The following is a 13696-nucleotide window of genomic DNA, read 5'->3' on the forward strand; positions in this document are numbered from 1 at the left end:
ATAAATCAGTATGGATGCGTTATTTCCAAGGTCTTAGATCTACAATTTTTATAACTTCCGCCGTATCTTTCTTGAGCAAAACTACCATATCTACTGCATTGGCTTTTAAAGGCACCCAAGCATCCGCTTGCGGATATTTAGCCAACTCTTTTTTAACTTCAGCTTTGTCATTAAATTGCTCAAGCACTTTTAAAGACTGGGCACGTTGTTGCATCTGTTGCCCAACTTGAGTCAATGGCACATAACGTTCAGGACGTTGCGCAATAGAGATTCCAGAAAAGACTTCTGCATACATATCACTATTATATTGCTTAACATCTTTAGAAAATTGAGCAGCAACAAATTGCGGTTTGAACCATGAAGGTTGCTGGTAGGATGATTGAGCTTGCTGAATATTTTTTTGAATCAATTCATTATTACGTATCAATTCAAATCGATCAATATTATATACGAGCCAAATAGGACGCCCCTGAGCAATACTATATACGCCGTAACACAGTGCTGAAAGCTGAATAAAAATGATGATGGCTAAATCAAACTTCAGTGTTTTTTTGCCTTCTTTATAGATAACAAAGCCAAGTACAGGTCCAATAATGACATCAATCGCAATTAACGTAACAAAGATTTGAGCCACACCCACTGCTTTTACTAGGGGTACTGGATACCAGACAAAAAACACTAACACTATAACGAACAGAGCAATAAGGAGAGAAATTACTAAATGAGAAAGAAAAAATTTAATAGATTTTTTCATAAAAAATTACAACTTATATCTTAATTTGTTTAAATAAGAAAAATTAATTAGCTTGATTAGAATAAGTCAAATGCCCAGCCGCACCAAATTCCCAAAAATTGGGTGCCATTCTCCCTCCACTACTAATACACCCCCAACACGTCAGATCTTGATAGAAGTATATCAATGTAATATATATAAATATACTCCCCCATACAATAAAAAATAATTTCGAAGTCCACAGCTCAGCATTAAAAATAATTTTTTCTTTATTTAAATATCTCTGAGAAAAAATGAATGAAATAAATAAAATACATGAAATTTGTGAAAGTGGATATACCATATTCCCTGAAAAAATTGCATCTACCAATAAAGCAATCAAACCTGTTTTTAAAATGATATTTACTGATTTATCTTTAAACAATAAAACAACCTTATAGAATGCCCATAACAAAAATATTAAACCTATAACCCCCCATTCAAAAATCATTCTTAAATAAAAATTATGTATATGATGGCCATATGGGTATCCTATTTTAGCTAAATATCCGCCCCCTACTCCCCAAAAAGGATCCTGCTTCCATTGCTCAAACATAAACAGCCACATTTCAGCCCGTAAGGAAGAACCTGTTCTTAAAATTTCCAGATTTCTAGCTACTATAGGGTTTTGAGATTCACCGATTTTTTTATCTGTCAATTCAACTGTATTTACAAGAGATACGGTATTAAATTCCGTAAACAAAACAAAAATACCTTTATATAACGCGAAAGCTAAAAACATGTATAAAAAAGTAGAAAAAACTAGACCACGCTCTGCCTTTGAGAATAAGAAAAGCACAATTAATCCTAAAATCACACTAAGTAATGCTGATCTTGCCCCATCAAATAACCATACTAAAGTAAATAAGAAAACAACAGCAGGGAAAAAAAATTTAGAATATGGATAATTTTTATTTTTTAATAGAATCAACAAGAAAAACAAGGGAACAATTACACTATCATAAATTCTGATAGAACCAGAATTAAATTGCCAATCTAACCATTTTTGCTCTGTAATGAAATAAAATAGAGAAGGAAAAATAAATAAACAGGGAAGAGTTGCAGAAAAAATTAAAACTGCTGAAGCATGATAAAAATATTTTTTATAATATTGATCAGTGATCAGTGCAACGAGTATGAATAACAAAATAAGCACTGAGCACAATTCTTGTAATTGAAAAATCCCATACCTAAGACAATTAAAAAATATCACCAATCCAATTAAATAAAAAGTTAATTGAGTTTCCCATGATAATACAATTTTCCTGAAGAAAATTGTTATTAGTGCCAATAGAGCAATAGGAAACTGTAACAGGCGCAATTCATCATATTGATAAACGGCCCATCCAATTTGGTATCCCAATATCCCTAAGACTAAATAAATAATAATTAAAAAATAGAACATATTATTTTAATTCTAATAAAAATAAAAAAGAGAGGACTAACCTCTCTTTTTCACGCGATCAAATTAAGAACCACGACAGTTTGCTGGCAAAAACTTCGCTGGTGCAGTACCGCCAGAGCAAGTCCATGTCACACCTGCAGCTGAACCTGTAGCATTCAATTGAACTGTTTTGGTATTAACATCAGCATTAATATTTTGTAATGTAGCAGCAATATTAGCTTCTGTATCGCTTACTTTAGCATATGCAACAGATGTTACATAAGTACCCAATGCAGATGTACTAATACCTGCCGAAGTAGCATTAGCGGGCATAACACCCTGAGAAGTATAAAATTCAGATACACTTGTTTTTGCAGCAGCCAATGCACCAACAGCTTCTGTAACCTTCGCACGAGCCGTATAATCTGAATACGCAGGAATCGCGATTGCAGCCAAAATACCGATGATCGCTACAACGATCATCAATTCAATTAAGGTAAAACCCTTTTGTGCGTTCATGAACATTCTCCACAAATGTGTTGTTTATTTATAAGCTTTGTAAGCCAATTTATAATTAGCAGTAAGTATGCCAGAACTTATTATATGCAAATTTACCAAAAAAACAGCAGTTTATTCATCTCAATCGAGTGTTAAAAAATCTAATTGTTAATTTTGTGTAATCAACTGACAATTTTTGTCACTTTTATACAGTGATCTCCTCCCAGCTTATTTCATCATAATTGGAGCATTATCAAGTTCATTTGCCTGATCAGTGACAGAGTTTGCATAATAAAAATTTAGCTCTTTTCCAATCGCTTCAACACCTAAAATCACTGCATCACGATATTGATGCTGTTGAAACCGAGCAATCATCGCTTGGCAGATCTCATTCCAAACCTGCTGCTCAGTTGAATGACAAATTCCACGATCGACTACAATCTCAACTTTTTGTTCGCACAAATTCAAATACAGCAATACACCACTATTGAATTCCGTATCCCATACGCCCAACTCTGCAAATAACTGACGTGCTCGCATCTGGGTATTTTGCCAATAAGCTTGATGGCAAGGAATATGTCCTTCTATCACGACCTGAATCTCACCCACATGGCCTTGTTCTGCTTTGTGTACGGCTTGGGCAATCTCTTGCTGGTCCCGTGAACTAAAATAGCGTTTGCTCAGCGGGAGATAAAAAAAGTGTTTGAGCCAGCGCTTTAAACTCGGCTGGACGGGTTCAGCAACTTTAGGCTGAGTCAAAATGCGAGTCGTATCCGTTGTTGTTACCATGAGCCTGAAGCACCTCCTCCGCCAAATCCACCACCGCCACCGCGATAACCACCTCCGCCACCAAATCCACCGCCTCGCCCGCTACCACGCCCCACTCCAGCTAAAAACAACTGAAATATGAGCTGAGCAACTGAGCTAATGAGCAGAATAAAAATGCCCACTCCCAATAAAAGACTCGAAAATAATCCAATACCGTTGACTATTCCTGCAACCGTCGCCGCTACGCTCGCTGTCGCTGCACTTAATCGGTTTCCTACCACATAGGAACCAATCACGCCAGCAATCAGAATGAATAAGGCAGCACCCCAAGTTTTCTGCTGTGCCTGTTGTTGGTGCAAGGCTTGCTCCTGCTGCTGTTTAAGTTCTTGTGCTGCCTGTTGGGCAACTTGAGGATCCAGATTTAAAATTCGTTCAATTTCATTTACGCCAGACTCAATCCCTTGGGCATACTGATTTTTCTTAAAATAAGGAGTCATCTGATTACGAATAATTCTACCCACGACGATATCCGGTAACACTCCTTCCAATCCATAACCGGTCAAAATCTGGATACGATGATCATTGACCGCGATGACCATCAGTAAGCCATTGTCACGCTGTGCAGATCCCAGCTGCCATTTTTCAGCAATGTGCATCGCAAAATCAAAAATATCCTCTTGTCCCGTACTCGGAACAATGACAATACCGATTTGTGCCTTGCCCTGCTGATATAGACCTAGAATTTTAGCCTGTAAAGCCTGTTGTTCTGGAACTGAAAGTAACTGTGCCTGGTCAATAATCGGCTGATTTAGATCAGGTAAATCCTGGCGAATATTGGCAGGTTGCTGTTCCGGGTTTTGTAATTCTGAGTCAGATGGGGCAACGCTAGATGTACCCGTAGTCGTAGCCCTAAGCGGCTGCCCCACCACAGACTCATTGACCGCTTGATTGAGCGTAGGTTCACTCCAGCTGAGTGGACTAATCAACATCAGCAGGACAATTATTAGACCTTGGCAACTCAAAGACCGATCAAAAAGAGCTTTTCGCCTACCCCGGAATTGTTGTGCCATGAGTAGCCTCCTGACTTATTCAAAAGTCACTTTGGGTGCCTGTTGAGCGCTAGCTTCAGCTTTAAAATTTGGTTTGGGCTGCATGCCTATCACTTTTGCCGTCATGACTTGTGGGAATTGGCGTGAATAGCTATTAAAATCCTGTACGGAAGCAATATAACGGTTGCGTGCCACAGCAATACGGTTTTCCGTACCTTCAAGCTGTACTTGTAAGTCACGGAACTGTTCATTGGCTTTTAAATCTGGATAATTTTCCGAAATGGCAATCAAACGGGATAAGGCACCATCCAGCTGACTTTGCGCCTCTTGATAACGTTGAAAAGCCGCAGGATCATCCAGCACCGCTTTATCCACTTTCAAGCCTGCCACATTCGCTCGTGCCTGAGTGACTTCAGTCAGTACTTTTTCCTCATGTTTGGCATAGCCTTTTACCACATTCACTAAATTAGGCACCAAATCAGCACGACGCTGATACTGGTTTTCAACCTCAGACCATGCAGCAGTTACAGCTTCATCTTTCACTTGCAGCGTGTTATAGCCACATCCAGATAAACTTAAGCTGCTAACAAGCAGTGAAGTGATCACTAGTTTTTGTACTGTCTTTCTCACGCCAATCTCCCCTATTTTTATCATTGTTCAGTCTTTAAATTCATTCTAACGCCAAATTTCGTGATCTGTGTTGCTTTTGCTTAATAATGCTCTCCACAAAACATCACCTAAAGACTGGCTAGACACATCCAGTTAGTTATTCACAAAATCCCATTATTTTCAAAATCTTATATTTAAAAATATACAGGCATAAAAAAAGCCCGTCGTAACGGGCTTTTTTGTTTTGGGATTATTATACGTTGAGATAATCCAAAATGCCTTCAGCAGCTTGACGGCCTTCCCAGATCGCGGTAACGACTAAGTCAGAACCACGTACCATATCACCACCCGCAAAGATTTTCGGGTTTGAAGTCTGGAACTTAAATGCTTGTTGTTCAGGTGCGACAACACGACCAGAACCATCCAAGTTTACGCTCACATCAGCAAACCATTCTGCCGGGCTTGCACGGAAACCGAACGCTAACAATACAGCATCTGCAGGTAAAATTTCTTCAGAACCTGGAATTGGCTCAGGGCTACGACGACCACGGCTGTCTGGCTCACCCAATTGTGTCGTAACGACTTTCACACCAGTCACTTTGCCGTTTTCACCGACAATTTCCACTGGCTGGCGGTTGAAGAGGAAGTTCACCCCTTCTTCACGCGCATTGGTCACTTCACGACGCGAACCTGGCATATTCGCTTCATCACGACGGTAAGCACAAGTCACGTCCAAAGCACCTTGGCGAATTGAGGTACGGTTACAATCCATGGCAGTGTCACCACCACCGAGAACGATGACCTTTTTACCTTCCATGCTAATGTATTCAGAGGCATCTTTTTCCCAACCCTGGCAACGGTTTACGTTGGCAATCAGGAAATCAAGCGCATCATAGACACCGTTCAGGTCTTCACCCGGGAAACCACCTTTCATATAGGTATAAGTTCCCATGCCCATGAACACGGCATCATACTCAGCCAACAGCTGGTCGATGGTCACATCTTTTCCAATTTCGGTATTCAGACGGAATTCAATGCCCATACCCGTGAAAATTTCACGGCGGCGTTTCATCACATCTTTTTCCATTTTGAATTCTGGAATACCAAAAGTCAGCAAACCACCAATCTCTGGACGTTTGTCAAAAACCACCGGTTTAACACCGTTACGCACCAAGATATCTGCACAACCCAAACCTGCAGGGCCTGCACCGATGATGGCAACTTTTTTATCTGTCCAGTTCACACTCGACATATCTGGACGCCAGCCCAATGCAAACGCAGTATCGTTGATATATTTTTCAGCATTACCAATCGTCACCGCACCAAAACCGTCGTTCAGCGTACATGCGCCTTCACATAAACGGTCTTGTGGGCATACTCGACCACAAACTTCTGGCAAGGTGTTGGTTTGGTGACACAATTCAGCTGCCTGGAAAAGACGACCTTCCGCAACCAGCTTTAACCAGTTTGGAATGTAGTTATGTACTGGACATTTCCATTCGCAATACGGGTTGCCACAACCTAAACAACGATGAGTCTGGTTTGCCGCAATTTCCGCGGTAAACGGCTTATAGATTTCCACAAACTCTGCTTTGCGGACAGTAATATCTTTTTTCTCTGGATCTTGGCGTGGTACATCCAGAAATTGAAAGTCATTATTTAGGCGCTCTGCCATGTCTCTCTCCGTGGGTAGGCGCAGTTTTTGCCCGCGCCAGCCTGATTATATGCAGTAGTGGAATTATTGTGGATCAGCTTGAGTTGTTTTCAAAAGCGACGATAAGCTCGCTGCTTTTGGTTTTACCAGCCAGAATTTGCGGCTGTAGTAATCGAACTCATTGCGAATCTTGTACGCCCAAGCACTACCTGTTTCTGCAATATGCTCATCCAAGATGCGAAGTAGATTTTCTTTGTGATCTTCCATCGACTCAGTTGAAATACGGGTTAAATCGATCAATTCATGGTTGTAGTAATCTACAAAGTCATTGTCGAGATCTAGTACGTAAGCAAAACCGCCGGTCATACCTGCACCAAAGTTGTGACCAACTTTACCCAGTACAGTGACCACACCGCCAGTCATATATTCACAGCAGTGATCGCCAGCACCTTCAATTACGGCAAAGGCACCTGAGTTACGTACTGCGAAACGCTCACCAGCTGTACCAGCAGCAAAGAGTTTACCACCAGTTGCACCATACAAGCAGGTATTACCGATAATTGCAGTATTTTGTGTTTGGAATGGCGAACCTTTTGGTGGGAAGATCGAAATACGACCACCCGCCATACCTTTACCCACATAGTCGTTCGCATCACCTTCCAGTTTGATATGAAGACCACCCGCGTTCCAAACACCCAAAGACTGACCTGCTGTACCCGTCAAGTTCAACACCACCGGATGCGCTTCCATATCCAGGTTGCCATAACGGCGTGCAATTTCACCAGAAATACGCGCACCAATAGAACGGTCACAGTTGCCTACTGTATAGCTAAACGTGCCAATTTCGCCTGCTTCGATGGTTGGCAACATGTCAGCCACCATCTGTTCAGCCAAGACACCTTTATCAAACGGTGCATTGCCTTGAACTTGACAGTACTGCGCTTTACCTTCAGCTGCTGGATGTGAAGTCAACAAGGCACTCAAATCCAAATGTGCATGTTTTTCAGTTTCGCCTGGCAATACTTCAAGCAAATCAACACGGCCAATCAAGTCTTTCAGTGATGCAACTCCTAAAGCAGCCAACCATTCACGTGTTTCTTCCGCAATAAACTGGAAGAAGTTGATCAGCATTTCTGGCTCGCCAATATAATGCTCTTTACGTAAGTGATCCTGCTGTGTCGCAACACCTGTCGCACAGTTGTTCAAGTGACAGATACGCAAGAATTTACAGCCCAACGCGATCATTGGAGTTGAACCGAAACCGAAGCTTTCTGCACCCAGAATCGCAGCCTTGATCACATCTAGACCAGTTTTCAAGCCACCATCCGTTTGTACACGGACTTTGCCACGCAGGTCATTAACACGAAGGGCTTGATGCGCCTCAGATAGACCCAATTCCCATGGTGAACCAGCATGATGGATAGAAGACAACGGAGATGCCGCAGTACCACCGTCATAACCAGAAATGGTAATGAAGTCTGCATAAGCTTTCGCAACACCAGCAGCAATTGTACCCACGCCTGGCTCAGAAACCAGTTTCACCGAAACCATCGCTTGCGGGTTCACTTGTTTCAAGTCGAAGATCAATTGTGACAAGTCTTCAATCGAATAAATGTCGTGGTGCGGTGGAGGTGAAATCAAGGTGACGCCCGGTACTGAGTAACGTAGACGTGCGATCAGGCTGTTCACTTTACCACCTGGTAACTGACCACCTTCACCCGGTTTTGCCCCCTGAGCGACTTTAATCTGCAGGACTTCAGCAGAAGTTAAGTACGCAGGAGTTACACCAAAACGGCCAGAAGCGATCTGTTTGATTTTCGAGTTACGGATTGTGCCATAACGCGCTGGATCTTCACCGCCTTCACCTGAGTTCGAACGACCACCGATCGTGTTCATCGCAATCGCAATCGCTTCATGTGCTTCCGGTGAAAGTGCACCTAAAGACATACCCGCAGAGTCAAAGCGTGGCAGAATCTCTTTGATCGATTCCACTTGCTCTAATGGAATAGAGTTAGTAGTTTTTAGTTTGAATAAGTCACGGATCGTCGCAATCGGGCGATTGTTGACTAGCTCAGCATATTCTTTAAAGTCTTGGTAGTTGCCTGAACGTACCGCTTTGTGCAATGAATTGATCACGTCTGGGTTAAAGGCATGATATTCCTTACCAAACACGAATTTCAGCATACCACCCTGGTCGATCGGTTTACGATTTTGCCAAGCCACAGTTGCCAGTTTTTTCTGGTCATTTTCAAGGTCTGTAAATGTTGCACCCTGAATACGGCTTGGCACACCGATAAAGCATTTATCTACAACTTCTGAAGATAAACCTACCGCTTCGAACAACTGACCGCCACGGTAAGAGGCAACGGTAGAAATACCCATTTTAGAAAGGACTTTCAACAAGCCTTTTTCAATCCCTTTACGGAAATTCGCTTGTGCCTGAATCGGATCACCTAATAGCTCGCCTTTGGCAACCAAATCATTGATCACGTCATAAGCCAAGTATGGATAGATCGCAGTCGCACCAAAACCAAGTAAAACGGCAAATTGGTGTGGATCACGTGCAAGACCGGTTTCGATCAACAGGTTAGCATCTGTGCGCAGGCCTACTTGAATCAAGTAATGGTGTACAGCACCTGTCACCAACACCGCATTGGCTGGCAAATAGCCCTGACGGATATTCTTGTCAGACAATACTAATAAAGTCTTACCGTCACGAACGGCTTGCGCAGCTTCTTCACAGATACGGTTGAGGGCAGCTTCTAGACCTTCATCTTCAGCATAGTTCAAGTCGATATCTGCAATTGCATAACCTTCACGATTTAGATCGCGAATTTGCTGCATTTTAGAATTTGACAGTACTGGGCTTGAAATAATCAAACGATCTGCATGATCCGGGCTTTGTTCGAAAACATTTTGTTCACGACCTAAGCAAGTCTCAAGCGACATGACTATCGATTCACGTAATGGGTCGATTGGCGGGTTAGTTACCTGAGCAAATTGCTGACGGAAATAATCAGATACGTGACGCACTTGACGTGACAAGACCGCCATTGGCGTATCATCACCCATCGACCCGACTGCTTCCTGGCCGCTTTCAGCAATTGGACGTAGCAGTTGATCACGTTCTTCGAACGTCACCATAAACATTTTTTGTGCGGCTTTTAATGCATCGCCAGCAAGGCCTTTTTCAACCAGTTGCTCTTCAAGCTCTGGGCTACCTTGTAAACGTACAGCACGCTCACGCAACCATTCACGGTAAGGACGCATGTTTTTCAGATGATTGCTCACCGCTTGAGTATCAAGCAATTTACCAGTCTGAGTATCAATCACCAGAATCTGACCTGGACCAACACGGCCTTTCGATACGACATCTTCAGGTTCATAGCCCCAAACACCAATCTCAGAAGCCAAGGTGATATAACCATTTTTAGTGATCACCCAACGTGCTGGACGTAAACCATTACGGTCCAGCATACAGATCGCATGACGACCATCCTGGATCACTAGACCTGCAGGACCATCCCATGCCTCCATGTGTTTGGAGTTGAACTCATAGAAAGCACGTAAATCTGCATCTAAAGTTTCAACATTTTGCCATGCTGGTGGAACAAGCATACGTAGGGCACGGAATAGATCCATGCCACCGCCGACCAGGATTTCCAGCATGTTATCCAAACTTGAAGAATCCGAACCCGTACGGTTTACGATTGGATTAAGATCGGTCAAGCCTGGAAGCAATGGGTTTTCGAATTTTGGTGTACGCGCCATTGCCCAGTTACGGTTGGCGGTAATGGTGTTGATTTCACCATTGTGTGCCAAGTAACGGAACGGCTGAGCCAATGGCCAGCGTGGTAATGTATTCGTAGAGAAACGTTGATGAAACACCACAATGTGCGAAGTTAAACGTTCATCAGCCAAATCTGGATAGAAGTCAGCAATCGCTGCTGGCATCATCAAGCCTTTATAGCTGATTACAGTCGTAGCTAAAGTTGTGACATAAAATAGCGGGTCATTTTGCAGCTGTTGTTCTGCACGGCGACGTGCCATGAAAAGCTTACGGTTAAATTCAACCTCAGACAAACCAACTGGACAGTTCACCAGAATCTGTTCAAATGCTGGCAAAGACTGTAGTGCAATTTCGCCTAATGCATCATTATTGGTTGGTACCACACGCCATGCTGCAACGCTCAAGCCTTCTGCTTCAAGGGCTTTGTTCAGAACATTTTTTGCATTCTGTGCGAGCGCCGGATCAATATTTAAGAATACCGTACCTGCAGCAAACACATCGCTCAGTTCAGCACCTAATTTTTGTGCTTCATCACGAAAGAATTGTTTTGGCATAGCCAACAGCAAGCCGCATCCATCGCCCGTTTTTCCATCGGCGGCAATACCCCCACGGTGCGTCATGCAACTTAAACTGTGAATCGCGGTCTTGACTAAGTCATGGCTTGCATCCCCTTGCATATGGGCGATCAAACCGAAACCACAGTTATCTTTAAACTCATCCGGTTGGTATAAACCTTGAGCGGGAGCTACAGTATTAGGCGATGGCATGTGCATAGCGTACCCTTCTTTTTAACATGGCTCTTACGAGCATAAAAACAATCAACAGGCTCTTTGCGATTTTGTCTGTTTACTCTCATTCAGGTAAATGTCGAGTGAAAACATAGAGGCTTGAGCAAAATATACGCTGTTTTAATGACAAATGGCGTAATTTCAGCTCAAAAATGTTTTTTTGCTTTTCCTGTGCACTATCTTGAAGCTAGGAAAAATGACGATTTCGCACACTAATTGCCGCTTTTAGCGCCAAAATGGGGACTCTTAGCAGAATTAGCACATCATTAAAGCAAAAGTCATGCCAATATTTAAATTTGTTTAAAATCAAGTTTAATTCTATGAAAAACAATAAATTTATAACAAAAAACCCAAAAGTAGGCAAAACAAATTCGCACTATTTTTGTGCAAAATAAAATCTTATTGTTTTTATGTTGCGCTATTTTAGACCACTACTGATCACCGACCACAGTTTTATTTATTCCTCTTGATCAGAAGATATACGAGGGGAAATAGTCGAACCTTGTGAACGTTGCACATCAACCACATTCCCATTCTGATCACGGCGAGTAATGGTCGTGACTGTTGTTGCATTGCCAGCAGAATTTGACTGAGGAGAACGTGGCAAAGAAATTGCACGATTAAATAACAGTTCTGTTTCCTTCGGTAAAGGTGCTGGTTTTAATTGAATAGCGTATAAACTTGCGCTTTTCACTTCTTCTGCTCCCAAATCGTTTACGTAGGGAACATAATCGGCAATAGCTTTCGCCTGTGGTTGAATAGAGCCAGGCAAATTTAAATTTAAGCTTTCAAGTTTTTCTTGTGCAGCAGCCTGACTGTCAAATAATCCATAACTTAATACATATTGCTCAATTTGGTTTTGTCCACTAAGACGAAAATAGATCCAATTCTTGCGATCAGGGCGCTGCTGTAAAAAACCTTTAATCACATCTTCTTCGGCAGCCCGAAACAGCTCAATGGTCCATTTCTTTTGCTGCGCTTGTATGAACTTGGTACCGCGAAATTCTGATTCATGCTGACCCACGGTAACCACCCGAGAAGTCAAATCCAGCGGTTGTACCTCCCGTGTTAATGCACCAAGTTGGGTCATCACTGCCACTTTTTCAGGCTGAATCTGTACTTGGGCTGTAGATTCCTCTGATGGGTGAACTTCTACCACCTCATCACGATCCGTCATGGCCCAGAAAATCAGCGCGAGCACTAGGCATGACAATCCACCAATCCACCAAATATAAGCCTGTATATTTTGCCGGGACTTGCGGACTGCCATCATAACTTTACCCTATACCTGTTGTTGATTGGCCAGAATGGCGTGCTGCATGCTTTCCACATCAAACTCTTTGGTAATGATCGCCTTACCTAGCTCACGCAATAACACCAAACGTAGCTGCCCATTCAAAACTTTTTTGTCATGCGACATATAGGTCAAAAATTCATCCAGTGGAATATGCGGACATACTATCGGCAAATTGGCCCGTTGAATGATATTTTTTGTACGCTGCACATCCTTATCAGAAATCCAGCCCATACGTTTGGATAAATCAGCCGCCATTACCATACCAGTCGCAACAGCTTCACCATGCAACCATACCCCATACCCTAGATAGGATTCAATCGCATGGCCAAAAGTATGACCTAAATTCAGCAAGGCACGCTCACCCTGCTCTTTTTCATCATTCGCTACAATTCGCGCCTTATGTGCACAAGAACGATACACAGCTTCAGCCAGCAGTTCAGGATCACGGGCAACCAAGGCTTCCATATGCTGCTCAAGCCAGGTCAGAAACTCCAGATCACCCAACAAGGCATATTTAATGACTTCCGCCAAACCAGCAGACAATTCACGATCAGGCAAGGTCTTTAATTGCGACATATCCGCCAGTACAACTTGTGGCTGCTGAAAAGCCCCAATCATATTTTTACCCAGAGGATGATTGATACCGGTTTTTCCGCCCACGCTCGAATCAACTTGAGACAATAAAGTTGTCGGCACTTGGATAAAATACACGCCACGCTGAAAACATGCAGAAGCGAAACCTGCCATATCCCCGATCACACCACCACCTAAAGCCAACACCGTACAATCACGGTTAAAACCGGCTTCCAACAATGCATCAAAGATCAGATTGAGATGTTGAATGTCTTTATACTTTTCACCATCCGGCAAGACACAACTAGCAACCTTTTTACCCAGTGCCTGAATCGCATCGACATAGTGCTGTAAATATAAAGGTTGAATGGTTGTATTGGTCACAATCATTACCTGCTGACCTTTAATATAAGGTGCTAGCAGTGATTGAGGATCTAGATCACTACCAATAAAAATGGGATAACGACGATCACCTAATTCAACATGTAGGGTTTGCATGACAAGAGAACCAGTA

Annotated in this window: 10 protein-coding genes; all 10 read right to left on the reverse strand. The window is 42.6% G+C overall.

Annotation, left to right across the window (positions count from 1 at the left end):
* Window positions 1-19: 19 nt before the first annotated feature.
* Window positions 20-754 (reverse strand): TfpX/TfpZ family type IV pilin accessory protein, encoded by a 735-nt coding sequence (gene tfpZ / locus PGW99_RS10290; protein ID WP_273777593.1) that lies wholly within the window; start codon window positions 752-754, stop codon window positions 20-22.
* A gap of 43 nt (window positions 755-797) precedes the next feature.
* Complete coding sequence (locus tag PGW99_RS10295) at window positions 798-2177, reverse strand: O-antigen ligase family protein (RefSeq protein ID WP_273777594.1); 1380 nt, start codon at window positions 2175-2177, stop codon at window positions 798-800.
* Between the two features lie 63 nt (window positions 2178-2240).
* Entirely contained in the window at window positions 2241-2675 is a 435-nt protein-coding gene (locus tag PGW99_RS10300; protein ID WP_273777595.1) for a pilin, read from the reverse strand.
* A 207-nt stretch (window positions 2676-2882) separates the two neighbouring features.
* On the reverse strand, window positions 2883-3443 hold the full coding sequence (locus PGW99_RS10305) for a TPM domain-containing protein (protein ID WP_273777596.1): 561 nt from the start codon (window positions 3441-3443) through the stop codon (window positions 2883-2885).
* On the reverse strand, window positions 3437-4411 hold the full coding sequence (locus PGW99_RS10310; protein WP_273777597.1) for a TPM domain-containing protein: 975 nt from the start codon (window positions 4409-4411) through the stop codon (window positions 3437-3439). The genes PGW99_RS10305 and PGW99_RS10310 overlap by 7 nt, the downstream gene beginning before the upstream one ends.
* Before the next feature lie 96 nt (window positions 4412-4507).
* Window positions 4508-5077 (reverse strand): LemA family protein, encoded by a 570-nt coding sequence (locus PGW99_RS10315; RefSeq protein ID WP_443098222.1) that lies wholly within the window; start codon window positions 5075-5077, stop codon window positions 4508-4510.
* A 256-nt stretch (window positions 5078-5333) separates the two neighbouring features.
* Window positions 5334-6755: an FAD-dependent oxidoreductase gene (locus tag PGW99_RS10320; protein WP_273777599.1), complete on the reverse strand. Its 1422-nt coding sequence runs from the start codon at window positions 6753-6755 to the stop codon at window positions 5334-5336.
* Window positions 6756-6818: 63 nt separating this feature from the next.
* The gene (gltB, locus tag PGW99_RS10325; protein WP_273777600.1) at window positions 6819-11291 is read right to left on the reverse strand and encodes a glutamate synthase large subunit; all 4473 of its coding nucleotides are present in this window, start codon (window positions 11289-11291) and stop codon (window positions 6819-6821) included.
* 478 nt (window positions 11292-11769) lie between these two features.
* Window positions 11770-12585, reverse strand: coding sequence for a hypothetical protein (locus PGW99_RS10330; RefSeq protein ID WP_273777601.1), 816 nt, complete (start codon window positions 12583-12585; stop codon window positions 11770-11772).
* Between the two features lie 9 nt (window positions 12586-12594).
* Window positions 12595-13680, reverse strand: a complete 1086-nt coding sequence (aroB, locus tag PGW99_RS10335) for a 3-dehydroquinate synthase (protein WP_273777602.1) — start codon at window positions 13678-13680, stop codon at window positions 12595-12597.
* Window positions 13681-13696: the final 16 nt, after the last annotated feature.

It is taken from the genome of Acinetobacter sp. GSS19, from assembly GCF_028621895.1.
Classification (GTDB): Bacteria; Pseudomonadota; Gammaproteobacteria; order Pseudomonadales; family Moraxellaceae; genus Acinetobacter.